The following is a 22,762-nucleotide window of genomic DNA, read 5'->3' as shown; positions in this document are numbered from 1 at the left end:
GCTATTATGGGTTAACACGGCGAGCACCCGTACCCATAAGCTCGACTTCTTGTTTATCTGCAAGGATGGATGTACCCGCTCTTACAATTTTGTCACCTGCATTCAGGTTGCCTCTAATCAGCATGTTTTCACCGGCAAGGTCTGCCACTTGAACAAAAACTTGCTCTACAACCCCAGTGTTTGCGCTTTGTTTTTGCTGTTTAATCCGCAATACATAACGATTTTGACCATCGCCCGATGCAACGGCACTTGGTGGCACCGCAAATACTGAGGTACCAAGCTGTTTACCAGAGTCTTTGTTTACTGTGCTATTTTGAGTAGTGCTGTCAGTAGGGTTAAATGGTGTTAACGTTACTGGCAACGCAACTTCTGCTGTCATGCCAGGTTTGATTCGTCTTGTTGCCTTTTTAAGTTGAAGCGTAACAGGAAAAGCACCCGCAACCGCTTGGCTAGAAACTTCGGTTACCACACCGCCCATACCTTTAATATTGGGTAAAGCCGGGAAGTTAACTGCCAATGGCTGACCCACTGATACAGAATTTAATAGGTTTTCTGGAATTGTAAATTTAACCTTTGGTGCAGAATCCGTTGCCATCGTATAAATTGGGACACTAGGAGAGGCCATTTGCCCCACCTCAGCAATTTTTTGAGTAATCACACCTGAAAACGGCGCCCTTAATTGGGTATCTACCGCTTGTTTTTGTGCCAAGGCAACCGAGGCTTTTGCAACCTCGACCGAGTCTTGAGCCGTGCTGAATGCTAGGTTAACAGAGTCAATTTCTGCTTGTGACACAGCCCCTATTTTAACCAGCTCGGTACGTCTGGCAACATTCACCTTAGCTTGGTTACGTTGGCTAATTGCTTTTTGCAGTTGTGCTTGTGCTTGGTGCAGCTGTAATTGATAGTTGGTGTCGTCAAGTACTGCTAAAACTTGCCCTCTTTTTACCCTGTCACCCAGTTTAACCATCATTCTTTTAACTTTACCACTGGCTTCAAAGCTTAAATTGGTGGTTTCTGCTGAGGCAACTTGACCAGAAAGCTTACGGACTGGCGCAGCCTGTTGAGCTTGCAAGTTTGTACTAGTTGCATTGGCGTTGTCATCCTTACTCATTTGATTATTAGGCTGTGTTTGTCCCAATACCAAATATGACACCACTTTTAATGGCTCTGCCGCGGCGACTGTTTCTTCTTTTTGTTGGTTACATGCTGTCAATAACCCCATACTCACAGTACTAGCAAGTAAACCATAACCTGCTAAGTTTAAAAAGCTTTTAACCTTTGTCATGATAGTTACGCACCTTATTTTTTTATACATCCACGATTTATTAGAAAACATATCAACTTAATAAATCAATGAATGTTCATTCATTTTTTTAATTTCAATGATAACTTGGTATTATATTACATATCAAAATATTTGGGTAACACAATTTAATTAATTTGATTTTATAATTTTTTTTGCTAGACTACTCACCCAACAAAAAAGTTATTTACCCACTACACAAATTTGTGCTCGTAGCTCAGTTGGATAGAGTGTCGGCCTCCGAAGCCGAAGGTCGCGAGTTCGATTCTCGCCGAGCACACCATTTAATCAATAAAACAACAAATCAATTAATAATTAAACCAATGCGTTAAGCATTTCTTTTACACGCTCAACACTTGGTTGCTTATCAAAATTTAGCACACTCACCTCGCCCAGCTTTCTTATTTCAGATGCCTTGTTTTTATCTAAAGTAATCATTGCCACTTTTTGTTGAACACTATTTTTAGTTTGACTAACCAAAATATGGTTTTCTCTTAAGTAGTAATTAAAATCTGTATCGTTATTTTTTAAAGTATGATGCAGTTTAGTTAATGGCTTATTGGATTTTGATGCTGCCTTTTTGTTTGTACTTTTTATATCGGTTTGTGAGCCTTGTCGATATTTTGCAAAAATATACAATAACATCATCACCACCAACAAAATCACAAGCCACCAAACACCATTTAGTTGCATACCAAACCTTAAATCTATTTTATTAACAAAATTTAAGTATAACGCTAATAGCAACTACAAAAAAGCACCTATCTTTTAAAGATAAGTGCTTTTTTGATTATAAAAAATTTTTTTAGACTTTTGGGATATTGAATTTAACGCAAATGTACAACCGTATCAGACAACTCGTTGCCTTCAGGGTCATCTTCTAATTGATAATATTGACGCAACAACTGCCCTATTTCATTAAGCAGTTCACTAAGACTTTGCTCAACATCTCCTTTTGCAAGTCCTGCCACGGCTTTATCACACATTGCCTTCCACATGGTGGGGCTAACATGTGCATTAATACCCCGGTCTGCAACAATATCCAGCGTTCGTTCACAAACATTCACATATACCAAAACACCTGTGTTTTCTTCAGTATCCCAAACTCTATGCTCACCAAATAAGTTAATGGCTCGCTCACGGCAATTTACACGATAGGCACTGGTAACTGGTATATTATTTTCAATAATAAAATAAACCTCGCCACAGTGCCCTTGTTCGGATTCTGTTACTTTTTGAGTTATTCTTTGTTTAAACTCAGCCGTTACCCATTTGCCATGCAACATGGGTACAAAGCAAACTTGGCGCCACCATCTTGCAAAGCTTGGTTGAGATTTTACTTGTTCCATTTAAATACCTAACGAGATTATATAACCAATTTTTAAAAACAAACAGAAACAGGCTTTACCAGCCGCCACCAGCACCGCCGCCGCCAAAACCACCACCGCCGCCGCCAAAGCCGCCAGAACCAAAGCCACCGCCACCAAAACCACCACCTGGTACAATAATTGGACCACGACCACCGCCACGTCCGCCTTTGCCACCACCTGAGCCACCAGACACCAACATAACTATCCATAAAACAAAAGCTAACACAGCAGAAAACACTAAGCCACCACCTAACGCCATTGACCCTGCAAAAAAACCACCAGAGACCATTAAACCACCTAAAAAGCGACCAAAAATGGCTGTAATGATTTTGCCAAAAATAAAGGCAATTAAAAATAAAAATAGCGGGCTTGGTGCATTAGCAGAAACCGAGTCTTGTGCATCTCTTTGTGCCAAAACTTCTGGGTCAGCATTGAGCCTTTCTTCAATTCTAGTTAAACCAACATCCAATCCACCAGCATAATCACCCACTTTAAAATAAGGGGTGATATCATTACGGATAATACGTTTTAGTCTTACATCAGGCAGCACACCTTCTAAACCATAACCGGTTAATATATACATATCACGGTCATTAATAGATACTAAAATCAACAAACCGTCATCGGTATCTTTCTCGCCCAGTTGCCATCTGTCTGCAATTTTCATGGCATAGCTAAAAGTATCCATACCATTGGTTGTTGGTACAATCACAATGGCAGCTTGGGCTTTGCCTTGTTCATAAATACTGCGTAGCCTTTGGATTAAATACTGCTTTTCTGAGGCACTTAAAATGTTAGCTTCATCGATAACAGGCTCATTGAGTATCAGTTTATCTGCCTCAACTCCTTTAGCTGTAGAAGTACGAGGTTCTCCATTTTTTTTAGGCGCTGCTGCTGGTGTTTCTTCGCCTGCATCACCTGCATTGCCACCAAGTGCTTCAGGAAAAATGCCACCAAGTGCATCATTGCCTAAAACGGCCTCGTTTACTGCTTCATTTTTTTTGGCAACTTGCCCAATCACAACAATGTCTTCGGCAATACCTTCATTAGAGGCACTATTTGTAGTATCAGCACTGGCAACGGCAATGGCCTCATTAGATTGATTGCTGTCATTTGCAGCTGTGGTTGCCATAGAAACAGACAACCCAAAGCTTAATAACACAGCAGACAACAAGCGATTTGATGACAACATAAGGATAAAATCTCAATCAATAAAATGAATAAAAATAAACAAGTTGGGGCAATACCCAAATACCAAAACTAGCTAAAAAGCCGATTAAAGTAAAAAAACAGGCGTGCTTACCATTGTGTTAAATGATAAGCAACTAAAACTTAAACAATTAGCAAACAAACTTTAGTGAAAAAAGCTTGTCCCAAATTATTTTGAAGAAGCTTCTGCCGTATTACTATCACCAAAGTCAACTTTAGGTGCTGTAGAAATTGCCGCTTCATTTTCAACCGAAAAGTTTTCTTTTCTATCCATACCAAATACCATGGCTGTTAAATTCGTCGGGAACTGACGCACAGTGGTATTATAGCCTTTTACTTCTTCAATATAACGATTACGAGCAACTGAGATACGGTTTTCTGTGCCTTCTAACTGCGCTGTTAAGTCTTGAAACAAGGCATCTGCTTTTAAGTTAGGATAACGCTCAGAAACCGCCATTAAACGAGATAAAGCACCACCCATATTTGATTGCGCTTCTTGATATTTTTTAAGCATTGCTGGGTCGTTTAGTACTTCAGGCGTCACATTCATACCACTAATTTGAGAACGCGCCTGTGCAACCTCTGTAAATACGTCTTTTTCGTGCGATGCATATTTTTTAGTAACTTCAACCAAGTTATCAATTAAATCAGCACGGCGTTGATATTGGTTAGTTACCTCGCTCCAAGCGGCAGTAACAGATTCATCTTGTGCTTGTAGTTGGTTATATCCACAACCTGTTAAGCTAACAGAAGACAAACCAATCATTGTTGATAGAGCCAGTGGTTTTAAAACAGATTTGGTAGAACGCATGAGCTACTCCTAATAAAATACAATTTACGTTAGATAAAACAATAATAGCTTTTAAACACCCTAATAGGTATATATAAAAGGTCTTAACATAAAATATTAACTGAATTTTTGCTTTTCGCAACTTTATTAACAATAAAACAAAAAATAAGATGCTATTCAATAGCATAACTATTTTATGGAGTTTTTTTAAACCAAAAACAAGGCGGCTGTGACAAATCTTATCAATTAATACAAAAAGTTGACAAAAAAACTCAGAATTTATTTTTTTTACTGGTAATTATTTAAAAAATATGGCAAATTTGAGTAACTTTACAGTTACATTATGCAATATTCTGTAAGTAATCCCGCTATAAATAGCAATAGCAATAAACGCTGTTGTTGTTTTTAGCAAAATTAAAATTTTATTTTGATTCGTTTTTTCTGTTTACTTTTTTTATTTTTATGAGCACTGAATAAAAATAAAAAATGTTAGCAGGTAAGTTAATACATAATAATGATTTTGTATTTAATAAAAAGGAAGGCATCAAACATATTAACCAAGTTGCATTAAACAGTATGTTTGTTAGATAAATACAAAATCATTAAAAGTTGGAGGATTTTTAATGGAAGCTTTTATTGGGTGGATGAATGGTTGGATTTGGAGTTCTGCTCTGATCTATTTATGCTTGGGTGCAGGTCTTTTTTATTCTATTTTAACTCGCTTTATGCAAGTACGCTTGTTTAAAGAAATGTTACGCCTATTATTTAAAGGTGAGTCAAACAACGAAGGTATCTCATCTTTTCAGGCTCTAGCCGTGGCATTGTCTGGCCGTGTTGGTATGGGTAACATCGCTGGTGTTGCTGCAGCAATTGGTTTTGGTGGCCCTGGTGCTGTTTTTTGGATGTGGATGGTTGCCTTTTTAGGTGCTGCGACTGCTTATGTTGAATCAACACTTGCGCAAATTTATAAAGAAAAAGATCCATTAACGGGCGAATACCGTGGTGGTCCTGCTTATTACTTTGAACGTGCTTTAGGCAACAAAGGTTATGCCGTAGTATTTGCCATTTGTGCGATTATTGCAGAAGCATTCTTCCTACCAGGTGTACAGGCTAACGGTGTGGTTGAAGCCGTTGTTCAAGTTGGTGGTGAAGGCACACGTTATGGTGCATTAGCAATTATCTTAATTGTATTAGCAGTCATTATTTTTGGTGGCATTAGACGTATTGCCAACTTTACACAGTTTGTGGTTCCTTTCATGGCAGGTGGCTATATTGTAATGGCACTAATCATCATGGCAATGAACTTTGAACAAGTGCCGCACGTGTTTGGTATGATTATTGGCGATGCATTTACTGCACAAGCGGGCTTTGGTGCTGCCATTGGTTGGGGTGTAAAACGTGGTGTTTACTCTAACGAAGCAGGTCAAGGTTCTGGTCCTCATATGGCTGGTGCTGCACACGTTGCCCACCCTGCACAACAAGGTTTGGTACAAGCATTTTCAGTTTATGTTGATACCTTATTTGTTTGTTCTGCCACTGCCTTTATGATTTTATCAACTGGTATGTACAATATCAAAGGCTCGTTAGAAAACGGTTTCTTAGTACAAAATGTAGACGCTGCTACTGAGATTAGCTCTCCAGCCTTTACGCAAATGGCAATGAACTCTACTTTTGGTTCATTTGGTGATATTTTTGTTGCTGTGGCGATTTTCTTCTTTGCCTTTACTACTATTTTAGCTTATTACTACATTGCGGAAGTAAACGTCGCTTACCTTACCCGTAAAATGGGTGCCGGTGCCCAAAAAATTGGACTTTTCTTAGTGAAGTGTTCAGTAATGGCTGCTGCAGCCTATGGTGGTCTAAGTAGTGCTGGTTATATCTGGGGCGTTGGTGATGTTGGCGTTGGTTTAATGGCTTGGTTAAACATTGTTGGTTTATTAGTTGTATTCTTTATTGCTAAACCTGCTTTAGTTGCCCTTAAAGACTATGAAAAACAGCGTAAAGCTGGTATTACTGACTACACTTTTGACCCTAAAAAATTAGGTATTAAAGATGCTACTTTCTGGGAAGATCGTCTAAACGATAAATAACCCACAATAGCTTTTAGTAGCTTATTACATGTTTTTAAAAACTCGTTCAACATTTGAGCGAGTTTTTTATTTTATTAATTTAATATATCTAAACATTTTAGTTTGTTAAATTAATTGATATAATTGCTATTTTTCATTTCCATTAACTTAACAGAGTCTTTATGATTGTTTTAAAACCAAAATATATTGCTATCAATTCTGCCATTTTTGCAGCCATTAGCCCTCTTTCTACTATTAGTTTTGCTAATAACGCCAACCTACCAGTTGTTAATTTAGATCCTATCACGGTTACTTCTACTCGTGCTCCAAGCAAAGTGAGTGATGTGATTGCACAAACGACAGTCATTGACGAGCAAGATTTACAGCGCTATCAAGGTAAAACTGTGTTAGATGTTTTAAAATCACAAGCTGGTTTTAATGTAAAACAAGATGGTGGCTTAGGTACAAGCAGTAACTTTTATTTGCGTGGCTATGACAGCAAACAAGTTTTAGTATTAATTGATGGTGTACCATATCAGTCTGCTACGCTTGGTACGCCTGCCCTTAATTTATTATCGATAGCGCAAGTAAGTCGTATTGAAATCTTACACGGGGCATCTGGCTCTAGTATTTATGGTGCAAATGCCATGGGTGGTGTAATTCAGATCTTTACTAAAGGTAATGACATTACTGGCAATGAAGACTATTCAAATGCACAAATTACCGCAGGTTACGGATCAAATGATCATTTTATGGTGGGTGCAACTGGTCAATACGCAGATGCAGACACAAAATTAAGTGCCGGTCTTAACCATACCAAAACAAATGGATTTAATGCTGTAAAAAAAGGCAGTAACAAAGTAGATGATAATGATGGTTTTACTTTGTATGGTGCTCACCTTGCAGCAAGTCAAAAGCTGTCAAATAACTTGTCAGCTGGTTTAAACGCATATTATAACCAATCTGAAACTGAATATGATGCTAATCCTTGGAAACAACCTCCTTATCCATATTCATACTCTGACCAAAAAAACGGTGCAGCCAATGTTTATATTGAATACAAAGATGATTTGGCTACTACCCGCTTTACTCAGGGTTATAGCATGGATTACAGCACTGCTTATGCCGATGGTAATAACGATAAAACCGGCAGTCAATTTAACACCTTGATACAAAATAGCCGTGTCGATAGCAATGTGAAGGTAGGAGAAAATTCAATTCTCATAGCAGGTGCAGAATACAATAGCCAAAAAGTAAACGCTGATACCGCTTATACTAAAAACAAGCGTAACACTAAAAGTGTATTTGCTGGATATCAGTTAGCTGGTGATGTATGGGATCTTCAAGCTAACTATCGTAACGCCAATGATTCACAATATGGTTCAAACAATACCTATAACATTGGTGCTGCCGTTAAACCAGTTGAAGGATTACGTATTGGTGCTGCTTATTCAACTGGCTTTAGAGCACCTACTTTTAATGAGTTGTACTGGCCATCTTTCGGTAACCCAAACCTTGAACCTGAAACCAGTAGAAACACTGAAGTTTTTGTTGAATATGGAAACCAAAACCAACGTACCCGTTTAACGGGTTATGAAAACAATATTGAAAACTTAATCGCTGGTGGAAAAAATATCAATAAAGCAGATGTAAAAGGCATTAGCCTAACTTCTGACTGGAACGTAAATAATGTACTATTTGGTGCAGGTTACGACTATATTGATAGTGAAAACTTAGATGAAAAAAACAAAGGTAATCAGCTTTTTTACCGCCCAGAACACAAAGGTGTCGCTTATGTTGGTTATGAAGGCAATAACTTTGATACACGCCTTGAAGCTCAATACGTAGGCGAACATTATACAGATGTTAGCAATACCACCAAATTAGATGACTACACTTTGGTAAATATCTCTGGTAATTATTATGTTAATGATAGTTTATCTATAGGTCTACGTGTTAATAATGTTACAGATGAAGAGTATACTATCTCTAATCAGCGTGGAACAGAATATGCGACAGATGGAAGAAACTACTTTGGTTCACTAACCTATACTTGGTTCTAACACCTAAGCCATTTATTGTTTACACAAACAACTATCCTACGTCATTTTTGCCAAAGCAAAGATGACGTTTTTTATAAACAATATTCTAGTATCAAAAACGTCTAAAATAAAAAACGCCCTCAACTGAGAGCGTTTTTTGTTAAAAGCCAAACTAAATCTTAAAAGTGCATACCAATACCTGCAGATGCACCTGCATTGCCTTGAGTATCTGCAGAACCACTTAGCTTAATTACCCAGCGACCATTGTCAGACAACTTGGAAACACCAATCGCTGCGGCTCCCTCACCATTATAGGTTGCAATACCACCAGCAAGCATGGTTTTACCAGGGATATATGCTTGTGGAATAGCTGCTTGTGCCATTGCAGATGAGATACCCGCATTAGAATCTTCAGCAACACTGCCAATCTTATTATCTAGCTTATTACCAAGATCATTCAATTGACTTACATTAACGGCATCATCAGGTGCCTCACCAGCCCCAACGTTATGGATTTGGTTACCACCCATATTAATATTGGCACCTTTAGTTACGCTTAACTCATCTGCCACGTTAACATTGTTCGCTTTCACACTATTAACGCTGATATCGTCATTTAAACTAACGTTTATCTCATTGCCAGATGCCTTGGTTGTGATATTGCTATCACCCGTGACGGCTACTGTGCTTCCCAGTAGCTCTTCATTAGTAGAGCCACTATCACCAGTAAAGGTTAAGCCTTCGTTAAGTGCTTTTTCAGTCGCATCTTTCACATTTTGCGCTACATCAACTTTATAGTCAGTTACATTATCACCAGCATCTGAACTATTAACAGTTACATAACTAGAACCAGCCGATGCACTCGCACCTTTCGCATTAATGGTATAAATGGTTTGGTCATTATCTCCTGTGGTTTTATCCACACTGGCAATATTTGTGCCTGCTGTCACTTCAGTTTTTGCAGCAGCAACAGACGATTTAAGCTGACTAACATTAACCGCATCGGTATCGGCAGTGCCTTTAGCAACATTTGTAATTTTATTACCACCATTATCTAGCCCATCCTTAGTCAAACTAATCGAACTACCTGAATTACCATTGCTAATCGTAATTCCATCAGCATTCATGACGGTATCACCTGTGGTTACACTATCAAGGTTAATGTCTTTATTCAGTGTATGTTGCACTTTACCATCGTCATCAACACTTGCCGTGATATTACCATTAGCACCGTTTGTAAAGTCTAAACCATCTGATAATGAAACCGTTTTTTTAGTGCCATCATCAGTATTTGATTTATAAGTTAAGCTGGTTTGCCCTGCGATAGCATCGGTGTTAACTTCAAGTTTGTTATCAACAATCTTGATCGTATCGTTATCTACATTCACGTTATAGACAACTTTACTTGTATTGGTGCTACTATCTGTACTAACGACCGCTGTTGTTGCACTGCCATCAGCAAAATTAACTGTATCAAACGCTCTCACGTAGTCTTTAGCGTCACCATTTCCTTGCAAATTCCAACCTGCATTTAATACATCATCGATAGTCGCTGCACTACCGCTAACATAGGTTGGTTTTGGTGATACTTCTTGAGTTGTATCATCAATATTTGTGGTGATGTTGTTAGTTAACCCTGTAATGGTACCTGTATCACCATTAATGGTAATAGGGTTTTTAGTTTGGTCTGTTGTATCGCCAACAGTAATGATATTAGCAAGACCATGGGTAAACTGATTATTCTCTGCATCATACTCTACTGTTAGGTTACTATCGGTACTAAAGTCGATGTTTTCATCTTTACCAATGGTATCTTTAGCCCCTTCTTTAGCACTAACGGTAAAGCTCTTGTTAGCAATCTCTGAAACCTCTTTTAGCTGACTAACATTCACTGCATCAGTGTCTTCTGTGCCGGCTGCTAAGTTAGTGATTTTATCACTTGCCATGTCAATGCCATCTGCATTTAATGTGGCTCCGTCGGTGATTTGTACGCTGTCAAAGCTAACATCTTTAGCCGTGGCTATTTTGATGCTACCGCTGTCATCCGTTAGGACGATGTTGTCTCCTGTTTTAAAGTTGGCAACGTTGTCGTCTTGGTCAAGCATTTTAACTTCGGTTCCATCAATTTGAGTCACAATTTCTTGTAATGCGCTGTCTGCTTTGTCTAAGCTGTCTTGCGTGTCTTGACTCAGCTCTACTTTGTAGTCGTCTACGCCAGCATCACCGTCTGTGCTATCTGTTAGTGTTGGTGTGACGGTTAAGCCATCACCAACTGATACGGTGGTGTCTTCTGCTGCTACTTGGTAGATGGTCTGTCCATTTGAGCCTGTTTCTTTGGTGACTGAGGTATTGCCATTTGATACGACTTCTGTTGTCGCCGCTGAACTATACTGTTTTAGTTGGTCTACGTTCACGGCATCTGTACCTGCGGTACCGGCTGCTAGGTTCGTAATCTTCTGACTACCCATGTCGATGCCAGTAGCCGTTGTTACTACTGGACCAACGGTCACTTTAGTAAACTCTACTTCGTCTGCTGTGGCTATTTTGATGCTACCGCTGTCATCCGTTAGGACGATGTTGTCTCCTGTTTTAAAGTTGGCAACGTTGTCGTCTTGGTCAAGCGTTTTAACTTCGGTTCCATCAATTTGAGTCACAATTTCTTGTAATGCGCTGTCTGCTTTGTCTAAGCTGTCTTGCGTATCTTGACTCAGTTCTACTTTGTAGTCGTCTACGCCAGCATCACCGTCTGTGCTATCTGTTAGTGTTGGTGTGACGGTTAAGCCATCACCAACTGATACGGTGGTGTCTTCTGCTGCTACTTGGTAGATGGTCTGTCCATTTGAGCCTGTTTCTTTGGTGACTGAGGTATTGCCATTTGATACGACTTCTGTTGTCGCCGCTGAACTATACTGTTTTAGTTGGTCTACGTTCACGGCATCTGTACCTGCGGTACCGGCTGCTAGGTTCGTAATCTTCTGACTACCCATGTCGATGCCAGTAGCCGTTGTTACTACTGGACCAACGGTCACTTTAGTAAACTCTACTTCGTCTGCTGTGGCTATTTTGATGCTACCGCTGTCATCCGTTAGGACGATGTTGTCTCCTGTTTTAAAGTTGGCAACGTTGTCGTCTTGGTCAAGCGTTTTAACTTCGGTTATCAATTTGAGTCACAATTTCTTGTAATGCGCTGTCTGCTTTGTCTAAGCTGTCTTGCGTATCTTGACTCAGCTCTACTTTGTAGTCGTCTACGCCAGCATCACCGTCTGTGCTATCTGTTAGTGTTGGTGTGACGGTTAAGCCATCACCAACTGATACGGTGGTGTCTTCTGCTGCTACTTGGTAGATGGTCTGTCCATTTGAGCCTGTTTCTTTGGTGACTGAGGTATTGCCATTTGATACGACTTCTGTTGTCGCCGCTGAACTATACTGTTTTAGTTGGTCTACGTTCACGGCATCTGTACCTGCGGTACCGGCTGCTAGGTTCGTAATCTTCTGACTACCCATGTCGATGCCAGTAGCCGTTGTTACTACTGGACCAACGGTCACTTTAGTAAACTCTACTTCGTCTGCTGTGGCTATTTTGATGCTACCGCTGTCATCCGTTAGGACGATGTTGTCTCCTGTTTTAAAGTTGGCAACGTTGTCGTCTTGGTCAAGCGTTTTAACTTCGGTTCCATCAATTTGAGTCACAATTTCTTGTAATGCGCTGTCTGCTTTGTCTAAGCTGTCTTGCGTATCTTGACTCAGTTCTACTTTGTAGTCGTCTACGCCAGCATCACCGTCTGTGCTATCTGTTAGTGTTGGTGTGACGGTTAAGCCATCACCAACTGATACGGTGGTGTCTTCCGCATTAATGGTGATGTCTGTGCCATTTCTTTCTATGGCAACGTTGTCTCCATTTAGTAAGTCTATTTCATCACCTGGGTTGATTTGCTCTCCTACATCACTGTTAGCTTTTAGGGTAAAGCCTGATTCATTGATTGTTTTAGCAATCTCTTTGGCGTTAACTAGTTTCTTTTCATCAGCTGTTGCTGGGAAATTAACCGAACCATTAGTATTTACTACTAAATCGGTTGTTTTTGCATTATATTTAATCGTTGTTTCATTTTTCTCAGCGTTTGTTTCAACGCTTGCTGTCAACGTGTCGCTATCTGCAAAAATAACCTTATCGCCAGCTTTTACATTATCTTTCAAGTTAGCTGTGGTGTTATCCGTTTGGTATAAATCCCAACCTGCGTTTGCAACTGCTTTTAATTGTGCAACGTTTACGGCATCATTATCAGCACCACCGGCAGCAACGTTTGTAATTTGTCGATTATAAATCGTACCATTACCATTATCACCACCGACTGATACAGCTGCATAAGTTGTTTTAGCTGTGTTTTCAATTGCAGTAATACTATCAGCTGTCGCTGTTGTTAAAGCATAAACTTGACTGTTAACATCCGTTACATCATTAGTAGCCGAACCATTTGTAATGGCAACTCTATCCGCTACAGAATTACTACCTAGTGCAACACCAGCATCCTCCGTTGCTTTTGCGTAAGCACCTAAAGCAGTTGCTCTATCTGCGGTAATTTCTCTACCAGCCAACTTACCTAATGCAACATTGTTATCTCCTGTAGCCTTATAACCTGCCTGTGATCCACTGTAGGTGTTATAGTCTCCATCAGATCTAAAGCCTGAATAAAAACCTGAATAAGTGTTGTTATTTCCTTTACTATTATTACCTGCATAAGGTCCCAAACCTGAGTTGTTGTTTCCTTCTGCTCGGTATAGAGTAGCTTGACCAATACCCGCATTGCCATTGCCTTTAACACCAGCCCCCGCATTTTGTGTACCAATCATAGTATTCCAGCCACCTTCAGCATCTTCGCCGGCACTGAAACCGATATAAACATTTTCTTTTTTATTACTAACAGCAACGCTGTTTTGACCTGCTTCTTTACCAATCAGTACTGAACGATCATTACCACTGGTGCCCTTACCTGCTTTCATCCCAATAGCAACTACATCTTCGGCACTGGCATTAGCCTTATGACCGATAGATACCGCCGATATGCCAGCAGCCATTGTATCAAGGCCAGCAGCCAATGCATTAACGCCCGTTGCACCACCAATACCTTCAACATTTGCTAAGTTATCGGCACTTGCTGTTGGATCAGCACTGGCATCTGCACCTGTACCATTAACGTGGAAATAAGTCTCTCTATCTAATTCATTAGCCACTGCATACAGCTGACTACCATTAATCGCATCTGTAGATGTGGCCGTAATCGCTCCTGGTGCCACGTTAGTAATTTGACGCTCTGCACCTTCTTTACCAACAGAAACAATAGCACTTGCCGTGCCTGCAAAGTCACCGTAGGTTACATCATTAATTGTGGCATTAGTTACTTGAGTTGCTTTGCCATCAGCTGATGTGGCTGATTTTTCACTTGAGTTATTACCTAAGATAACGTTGTTATCTTGTGTAGCTTCGTTAACATTGTTACCTACAACAAACGTGTTCTCGCCTGAAACTTCATTGCTTGAACCAAATACACCTGAGTCTTTTCCACTTATCGTGCTGTCATTACCGAAGATAAGTGCGCTATCTGCAGTTGCTGTGTTGTTATTACCAATCACACGAACATTAGATACGTTATTTACTGTATTATCAGAACCATGAATACCGCTAGCCCCATCTGCACCAACGCCACTCACTTTATTATTATCGCCAACAATACTTAGCGTATTTGTACTATCAACATCATTACCAGCACCTACGATGCCAATATTCCCTGATGAGTCTTCAACTGTGTTACTGCCACCAAAGACAAATGTATTTGTCGCATCAGTAACGGTGTTGTCACCACCTGTTACGCTAATGCCAGTCGATTTCTTGATGGTATTCAATGTACCATAAACACCAACAGCCTTACCTTCAGTAACCTTGTTATTAGCACCAATGGTTGAGGCATAAATAGATTGATCAACGGTATTGCCACCACCAAAGGTTGAAGTTAGCGTACTATCGGTCGTTTTGTTATTTGAGCCTACTGCCGTATTCTTAGTAGCACCTATAAATGGATAAGTACCAGAAATCACATTTTCATTACCAAAGGCTTGGCTATTTTTGTTTTCAACTGTGTTGTTATAACCAACAGATGAACTATTTTCTCCAGAAGCTTTAGCATTAATGCCAGCAGCCAATGCATTAACGCCCGTTGCACCACCAATACCTTCAACATTTGCTAAATTATCGGCACTTGCTGTTGAATCAGAACTGGCATCTGCACCTGTACCATTAACGTGGAAATAAGTCTCTCTATCTAACTCATTAGCCACTGCATACAGCTGACTACCATTAATCGCATCTGTAGAGGTACTAGAAACTTCACCTGCTGCAACATTGATGATTTGTCGCTCTTTACCTGCTGCACCAACACTTACAATACCGTTTTCTACGCTACCAACTCCAGCAAATCCGCTATAGGTGGTATCGCCAATCGTTGCATTAGTTTCTGCCGTTGCTGCACGGTCTGTACTTTCATTCCCTAGCACTACACTGTTTGCTTGTGTTGTGGTAACCTCATTGCCCACTACAAAAATATTGTCTTGTGCTATGTTATTGTTGTTACCTAAAGAATAACTGTTGTTACCATCTATGGTTGTTGGGTCACCAATAGCACCTGAATTATTTCCATTAACAATGTTACCTGTACCGATACTGATTGACTGAGCACCATTTGCTTGTGTATCTTCACCAATAGCGATGGATTGTTTAGCAGAAGCTAAAGCGTTAGTTCCTGCTGCGAACGAGCTATCATCTGTTGCTTTTGACTTGAATCCAATCGCGGTAGAAAAGTCACCTGATGCATTCGGTGCATTTGAACTTCTAGAACCACCACCCAAAGCTGTTGCATAAGAGCCACTCGCTTGAGCATGTGCACCAATTGATGAAGCACCTACGCCCGTCGCCTCTGAAAAATAACCATTGGCGGTTGCTCTTGTTTTTGTTGAGTTCGCAAAAGAGCCCGTTGCGGTTGCTCTTGTGTCTGTTGCTTTTGCATTAAAACCGTTGGCTGTTGCTCTGATGGAGGTTGCTTGAGAAGCCATACCTGTTGCCGTTGCGCCGATTGCAGTTGCTTTCGCATTATAACCCGTTGCCGTTGAATTGCGCCCAGTTGCTCTAGCGTAAGAACCTAATGAAGTCGCTCGAACCTCAGTTGCATGTGAATAAGCACCAGTGGCTGTTGTAAACTTGTTTGTTGCCTTAGAAACCGCACCTGTTGCTGTTGCATTTAATTCAGTTGCTTTAGAAAAAGCCCCTGTTGCTGTCGAACGTGTGGCAGTCGCATTAGCAAAAGAGCCCAGAGCAGCTGTATGTCTACCAGTGGCTTTAGCAGCATAACCTGCTGCTGATGCATAAGCGCCAGTTGCATTACCTACACCATCCACATCATCACGGTTGTCATTCACTGACGAGGTAACCTCTGCATTAGATTTATTTACATGGAAATAATTCTTTTTATCTAATTCTTCAGCTACGGCAGTTAATTGACTAACATTCACTGCATCGTTGTCGGCTGTACCAGCTGCTAGATTGCTTATCTTACGGTTCTGGTCACTGCCCATGTCAATGCCTGTGTCGCTGATGACAATTGGGTTGGTGCCACCAACTTTGACTGTGTTGAATTCAACGTCGTCTTTGGTCGCAAAGGTAAAGTTTTGTCCTGCTTGGGTGACTTTGATGTTTTTACCTGCTTTGAGGTTAACGTCTTCGCCAGCTTGAACCAATTCTTTACTACTGGTTCCGCCTAACTCGCCACCATCGGCTGAGGCTTGTACGTTCCAACCGGTGTTGTTGATAGCATCAGCAATACTTTTTGCACTGGCAGGTGCATCACTCGTGGTGCTGCTAACTTTGCCATCGGCAACGGCTAATTCTTCTGTGGTCACGTTAAATTTAACCACCCCATTGTCCCCAACTTCCGCTGTGGTGTTGGTGCCATTGGTAAAGTCTAAACCGTCTGCTAGTGAGACTGTTTTTTTGCTGCCGTTGTCATTGTTTGCTTTGTATGTTAGCTCGGTTTGACTAGCAATGGCATCCGTGTTGACTTCTAGTTTGTTGTCGACGATTTTGATGGTGTCGTCATCTACGTTGACATCGTACTTAACGTCAAAGGCACTAGGTCCTCCTGTAACGCTGCTTGTTGTGGCGTTACCATTTTTAAAGCTGACTTTGTCATCTTTATTCACACCGTCTGCAACAGCATTTCCGTCATTACCAGCAATGTCCCATTTGCTGGCTTTTAGCTGACTAACATTAACTGCATCGTTGTCGGCTATACCAGCTGCTAGGTTGCTTATCTTACGGTTCTTACCACTGCCCATGTCAATGCCTGTGTCGCTGATGACAATTGGGTTGGTGCCACCAACTTTGACTGTGTTGAATTCAGGGTTAGTTGACATTTGTATTTGGACTTGTCCATCCGTTACTACAGTTTGGATGTTTTTGCTTGAATATGTGTCCCCTGCGGTTTCTTCGCTGGTATCTTCTGTCAATCCAGTAACTGATGTGTTAGAACCAATGATGTTGAGTGTTTCATTGAGTTGACGTTCTGTGCCATTATTAGCTTGATAGTTGTTTGTGCTGTCAGCAGTGTCGTTATTGGTGTTCCCTGTAAAAATTAGTGGGGCATTCGCAACTGCTGTTAACTGGGCAACGTTTACGGCATCCGTCTTTTCAGTACCTGCTGCAACGCCAGTTATTTGCCGAGTAACCCAATTAGTATTATCGGCATTTGATGTATCGCCAACGGATACTGCTGCTGCTGTAGATGTCCAAGCGGCAGCAGGGTCAGCGGTAATATCCGAATTTAGTGGATTAACGCCTGTAACATTTTTATCTGTCGTTACAATTGAGTTAGCGCCTAATGCAATACTTTCGTCAAAATCAGTAGCTGAACCATTGCCGATGGCAATAGCTTCTTTGCCATTCGCTTTTGCCCCTGCATTACCTGTATAGCCACCACCTATAGCCACAGAGCCTGAACCCGTAGCAGACGCAGCCAAACCTGCGCCTGATGCAGTGCCACCACCAATCGCTGTAGCACCAGACCCTGTCGCATTAGTAGCACGACCAATCGCCGTTGTGTAAGTCGTATTTGCCTTTGAATCTGCCCCTATAGCAATGGAGTTGTTAGCCACTGCTTCTGAATTTTCGCCAACTGCAAAACTATTAGCGCCTTTTGCACTTGACTCATAGCCAATTGCAACTGCACCACCATTTGTTGCTTGTGCATTAACCCCAGCAGCAACAGAATTGCTACCTTGTGCACCAGCAGCATCATTAGTTTTTCCATAGTTGGTTGTGTTTGTTACGCCATCGTTAGTTGCATCGGCATCATTAGCATGAAAGTAAGTATTACCACCGGCTGAAACCAAAGCTTCATTTAACTGTTTTACATTAACGGCATCGTAATCGTCTATTCCTTCTGCAACCCCGGCAAGAATAGTATTACTGGTTTTAACACCATTTCCTAAAACACCGCCCGCACCACCCTCAGCAACCGACGTTGCCATAGAAACAATCGGCGTTCCATTTGCATCGACACCTGTAAACTCTGTACCCCAGGTCCACCAACATGACAAATTACCGTCTGGTCCACATTCAGCATCTGCTGTTCCAGGAGTACTTGTTGCTGGATTCCAATAGCCTCCAAGTTTTTGGTTGGTCGGTAACGTGCCACCCGCAGGCTGAGTAGCTGTACTCCCACCAGCAGCAGCTGATACTTGTCCGCTAAGTGCTAACAGTACCGAAGATACTAATGCAGACAATGTCATTCGTTTAATTTTTATACTAGGAAACTTTTCTCCAATAGCTACTTTTTTGCTACTTTTTACGTGTCCTTTAGCAAATTCCGATACGGCAGTGAATGCTCCTGTTGATTTGTTAAATATTACTTTATATACGTGGTTCATATCTTATCCTTAGAATAATTAAAAATTATCGGTTATTAGTTTTAATAAAACAGTGGAAAATACAACTACGCTACTTTTAACTCTACTCGGGATTTATTGAAATATCAATATAAATTATTGTTTCTTATTGTAATATTATTTTATTAGTATATCCGAGCATAATTAGGAACAGCGATTCATGTTTGCAAGTTTTATAATGAGGCATGGTTTTTTCAACAAACGTCATGTATTTGATTTTACATCACTAATAAAAAAAAACAAGGATATCCCTATATAAATGAATCTATGTCAAATCATTCTATAGCTGAATAAAAGAAACACATTAAAAAACCCAAAGCGTTTGTATTGTCTTTGGGTTTTTATTGTAAAACAACTAATAATATTTAAGTTTTTAGGAGTTAAATTTTGCCATGGCATTGTTTATATTTAAGTCCAGAACCACAGGGGCATGGCGCATTTCGACTAATATTCATATTGGCATATGGATTTTCTTCATCGTTTGAAGTTGCCGTTTGGTTTGCTTGCACAGCACTACCCGCTGTGCCAACACTCATATGTACTTGCCCTGCTTGTTTAGCGAGTGGCTGGCTACGCTGTGACTCTGCATTTTTATTGTCTTCTGCCGTTATTGAACCCATTTCTTGGTGCTTAAACTGCATTTGTTCACGTAATCGTTCTGCTTCAAGGCGTTGTTGTTCTTGCAGTGCTTCCATTTCTTCTTTAGTTGGTACATGCACCCGCGACAGATCTTGCACTGTATCAGATTTAATTGCCCCCATCATCGATTGGAACAAATCAAACGATTCACGTTTATACTCCTGCTCTGGGTTTTTTTGCGCATAACCACGTAAATGGATACCTTTACGCAACTGATCCATTTGCGTTAAGTGTTCTTTCCAATGGCGATCTAAACTTTGCAACATTAAATGACGCTCTAATCTGCCACCATTCGATTCTCCCATTGTTTCTCGACGTTCGTGATAACGTGCTAATGCCATGTTAACCACTCTTTCGCGGATACCTTCTTCATCTAAACGACGGTCTTCATCCAACCAGTCGTTAATTGGAATATAAACTTTAAATTCATCTTCTAGTTCATCCTCTAAACCATCAATATTCCATTGATCTTCAACCGATCCAGGTGGGATAAACTCGTCAATCATGGCGTTATAAACATCATGGTGCATCGACTCGATAGAAGCTTGCAAGTCTGCCTCTGCCAACAACTCATCACGCTGCTTATAAATCACTTTACGTTGCTCATTGGCAACATCATCATATTTTAGGAGGTTTTTACGAGCATCAAAGTCACGTGCTTCAACTTTAGTTTGAGCGTTTTCGATAGAGCGAGAAACCATTTTATGTTCAATGGCTTCGTCTTCTTTTAATCCCATCGCTCGCATCATATTCATAACACGGTCGCCTGCAAAAATACGCATTAAGTCATCTTCTAATGATAAAAAGAAGCGAGACATGCCTGGGTCACCCTGACGACCTGCACGACCACGCAATTGGTTATCAATACGGCGAGACTCATGACGTTCTGAACCAATAATATGCAAACCACCGGCATCAATTACTTGTTGGTTACGTATTTTCCAATCGTCTAGTAAACGCTGTTTTTCATCTTCGGTTAGCGTGCTTAAGTCTTCTACTTGGGCTTGCCAGTTACCACCCAAAATAATATCCGTACCACGACCTGCCATGTTGGTTGCAATGGTAACCGCTCTTGGTGCGCCTGCCTGTGCAATAATTTCTGCCTCACGCTCATGTTGCTTGGCGTTTAGCACATTATGTTTAATACCTGCTTGGTCTAATAAATAGGACAATTCCTCACTGGCCTCAATAGTTGCTGTACCAATCAGTACAGGGGCACCTTTTGCTTGGATTTCTTGAATCTGTCGCATAATGCCTTTGTATTTACCAAGCTTGCTTAAAAAGATTTGGTCATCTAAATCCAAACGGGCAATTGGGCGATGAGTAGGAATCACCACCACATCTAAGTCGTAAGTTGATTTAAATTCTGCTGCTTCTGTATCTGCTGTACCCGTCATACCAGATAGTTTGTCATACAAACGGAAGTAGTTTTGGAAGGTGGTGGTCGCCATCGTTTGGTTTTCTGGCTGAATCTCAACCCCTTCTTTTGCTTCTACTGCTTGGTGCAAACCTTCTGACCAACGTCTGCCAGGCATAGTACGACCTGTGTTTTCATCAACAATAACTACCTCACCTTCTTGCACAATGTAGTTAACGTTTTTAGCAAACAGGTGATGCGCACGTATCGCTGCTTGTACATGAGCAAGTAGTGGTAAGCGAGTAGGACTATAAAGACTTTCACCCGCTTTCATTTCACCGACTTCTACTAAGAAGTCTTCTATTTTTTCATAGCCTTTTTCACTAATCTCGATACCGCGGTTTTTTTCATCAATCCAAAAATCATCGGCGGTGTTTTCTCGGTTGGCTTCTTCATCATCAGAACGCTTTAAACGTGGGATGATGTCGTTAATCACCTTATAGGTATGAGAAGAGTCATCTGCTTGACCAGAGATAATGAGTGGTGTACGTGCCTCATCAATTAGAATTGAATCAATTTCATCAATAATACAAAAGTTTAATGGACGCTGTTTTTTTTCTTCTAGGCTAAACACCATATTGTCACGCAGGTAGTCAAAGCCATATTCATTGTTAGTACCGTAGGTAATATCCGCTTGATAAGCACCGACTTTTTCCATCGGCGGTTGCTGTGAGTAAACCACCCCAATTGTTAGCCCTAAAAAGTTAAATAAAGGAGCATTTAGCTCGGCATCACGTCTTGCCAGATAGTCGTTTACTGTAACAATATGCACACCTTTGCCACTTAACGCATTTAGATAAATGGCTAAGGTTGCCATTAGCGTTTTACCTTCCCCTGTTTTCATTTCGGCAATTTTGCCATCGTGGAGCACAATACCACCAATCAGCTGTACATCATAATGGCGCATACCATTAATACGGATAGATGCTTCACGACATACCGCAAAAGCTTCTGGTAACAGTTTATCTAGGCTTTCACCTTCTTTATGGCGTTTTTGAAATTCTGCCGTTTTGGCAGTTAATGCTTCATCGCTTAATGCTTGAATTTGTGATTCATATCCATTGATTTTTTCAACGGTTTTTCTCATTCGCTTCAGCTCACGGTCATTTTTAGTGCCAATAACTGTGCTGATAACTTTGTTTAACATAGTTTAAAACCTAGAGAGTGCTTAAAATAAAAAATAGGGAAAAAATTAATCCACCTATTATATATGGTCACGCTTTGTATGAATACAAGAATATCAGGAGAATTTGTATGGTTTTACATAAAAAGCAACCAAAATTAAAAACAATTCGACTACCTTTAGCTAATCCTTTGAGTTATTTTTAGTTTTTAGTCAGGCTTAATCACAGGTTTTCTTAGCATCACTTGCTTAACCGATAACCCAGAATGCCAAGCAAGGTTAACCATCATGGCATAACGCGTGCCAGACTTTAACATGTTAAGTTTGCGTGCTTTACGCAGGTAATGAAAAACGGGTTTATTTTCAATATCTAACGATACATGGATAATTCCAACTCCTTTTGGTATGTCATCAATCATTGCTTGGGTTAACCAATCATCGGTTACTGCCAAATAAAGTTTGTCGCAATAGTGACGATAATTTAAAAACTTATTGTCTGAGGTATAATCTTTTTTTGAAGACTTTATCTCGATAATAACCACTTCACTTTTGGTATTAATTGCTAATACATCAGCACGGTATCTGCGGGTAGTTTCATCAAACTTTAAGTCAGCAAGACTGGCATCTACTTTGCATAAGTCTGGCAAAGTCATTTGTGTGGCAATGTTTTTTTCTAAAAATACGCTGTATTTCTTTTTTATAAAATGATACTGAATGGCAAGTTTTAAGTTTTTTTCTATCTGATTGCCAGAAATAACTTGCGATATGTTGGTTATGATTTTTTTGCCTTTAATGCGTGACATAAAACCCCAT

General features: G+C 40.4%; 10 protein-coding genes, 1 tRNA gene and 3 pseudogenes. 3 read left to right on the top strand and 11 right to left on the bottom strand.

All coding sequences use genetic code 11. The features are described 5' to 3' along the window. Window positions 1-4 precede the first annotated feature (4 nt). Window positions 5-1,285 carry an efflux RND transporter periplasmic adaptor subunit gene (locus VH441_RS09710; protein ID WP_434353441.1) on the bottom strand — a complete coding sequence of 427 codons (1,281 nt, stop codon included), beginning with the start codon at window positions 1,283-1,285 and terminating at the stop codon, window positions 5-7. A 224-nt stretch (window positions 1,286-1,509) separates the two neighbouring features. Here VH441_RS09710 and VH441_RS09705 point away from each other — a divergent pair. Then, a tRNA-Arg gene (locus tag VH441_RS09705) sits at window positions 1,510-1,586 on the top strand. Window positions 1,587-1,618: 32 nt separating this feature from the next. Here the strand turns inward: VH441_RS09705 and VH441_RS09700 are convergent. The 4 genes from VH441_RS09700 to VH441_RS09685 form a co-directional block, all read right to left on the bottom strand. Continuing rightward, window positions 1,619-1,996, bottom strand: a complete 378-nt coding sequence (locus tag VH441_RS09700) for a hypothetical protein (RefSeq protein ID WP_434353440.1) — start codon at window positions 1,994-1,996, stop codon at window positions 1,619-1,621. A 134-nt stretch (window positions 1,997-2,130) separates the two neighbouring features. After that, window positions 2,131-2,652, bottom strand: a complete 522-nt coding sequence (locus tag VH441_RS09695) for a TPM domain-containing protein (protein WP_434353439.1) — start codon at window positions 2,650-2,652, stop codon at window positions 2,131-2,133. 55 nt (window positions 2,653-2,707) lie between these two features. Then, a complete protein-coding gene (locus VH441_RS09690; protein WP_434353438.1) occupies window positions 2,708-3,865 on the bottom strand; it encodes a TPM domain-containing protein in 1,158 nt (385 codons plus the stop codon). Window positions 3,866-4,051: 186 nt separating this feature from the next. Then, complete coding sequence (locus VH441_RS09685; protein WP_434353437.1) at window positions 4,052-4,693, bottom strand: LemA family protein; 642 nt, start codon at window positions 4,691-4,693, stop codon at window positions 4,052-4,054. A gap of 602 nt (window positions 4,694-5,295) precedes the next feature. On the opposite strand from VH441_RS09685, the gene VH441_RS09680 reads away from it, so the two are divergent. Both VH441_RS09680 and VH441_RS09675 read left to right on the top strand, forming a co-directional pair. Beyond that, on the top strand, window positions 5,296-6,762 hold the full coding sequence (locus VH441_RS09680) for an alanine/glycine:cation symporter family protein (protein WP_434353436.1): 1,467 nt from the start codon (window positions 5,296-5,298) through the stop codon (window positions 6,760-6,762). A gap of 161 nt (window positions 6,763-6,923) precedes the next feature. Further along, window positions 6,924-8,804: a TonB-dependent receptor domain-containing protein gene (locus tag VH441_RS09675; protein WP_434353435.1), complete on the top strand. Its 1,881-nt coding sequence runs from the start codon at window positions 6,924-6,926 to the stop codon at window positions 8,802-8,804. Between the two features lie 158 nt (window positions 8,805-8,962). On the opposite strand, the gene VH441_RS09670 is transcribed toward VH441_RS09675, so the two are convergent. The 6 genes and pseudogenes from VH441_RS09670 to VH441_RS09645 form a co-directional block, all read right to left on the bottom strand. After that, entirely contained in the window at window positions 8,963-11,944 is a 2,982-nt protein-coding gene (locus VH441_RS09670) for a YadA family autotransporter adhesin (RefSeq protein WP_434353434.1), read from the bottom strand. Beyond that, a pseudogene (locus VH441_RS09665) lies at window positions 11,928-12,221 on the bottom strand (hypothetical protein); the annotation flags it as partial. The gene VH441_RS09670 and the pseudogene VH441_RS09665, both read right to left, overlap by 17 nt. 798 nt (window positions 12,222-13,019) lie before the next feature. Continuing rightward, window positions 13,020-13,097, bottom strand: a pseudogene (locus VH441_RS09660) (hypothetical protein); the annotation flags it as partial. 219 nt (window positions 13,098-13,316) lie between these two features. Next, window positions 13,317-18,752: pseudogene (locus VH441_RS09655) on the bottom strand (ESPR-type extended signal peptide-containing protein); the annotation flags it as partial. A 398-nt stretch (window positions 18,753-19,150) separates the two neighbouring features. Then, window positions 19,151-21,973, bottom strand: a complete 2,823-nt coding sequence (secA, locus tag VH441_RS09650; protein WP_434353433.1) for a preprotein translocase subunit SecA — start codon at window positions 21,971-21,973, stop codon at window positions 19,151-19,153. A 185-nt stretch (window positions 21,974-22,158) separates the two neighbouring features. After that, the gene (locus VH441_RS09645) at window positions 22,159-22,752 is read right to left on the bottom strand and encodes an MmcB family DNA repair protein (protein ID WP_434353432.1); all 594 of its coding nucleotides are present in this window, start codon (window positions 22,750-22,752) and stop codon (window positions 22,159-22,161) included. Between the last annotated feature and the right edge of the window lie 10 nt (window positions 22,753-22,762).

This window comes from Psychrobacter sp. HD31, assembly GCF_051097895.1.
Taxonomy (GTDB): Bacteria; Pseudomonadota; Gammaproteobacteria; order Pseudomonadales; family Moraxellaceae; genus Psychrobacter.
This window is presented reverse-complemented; position numbering and strand designations above follow the sequence as displayed.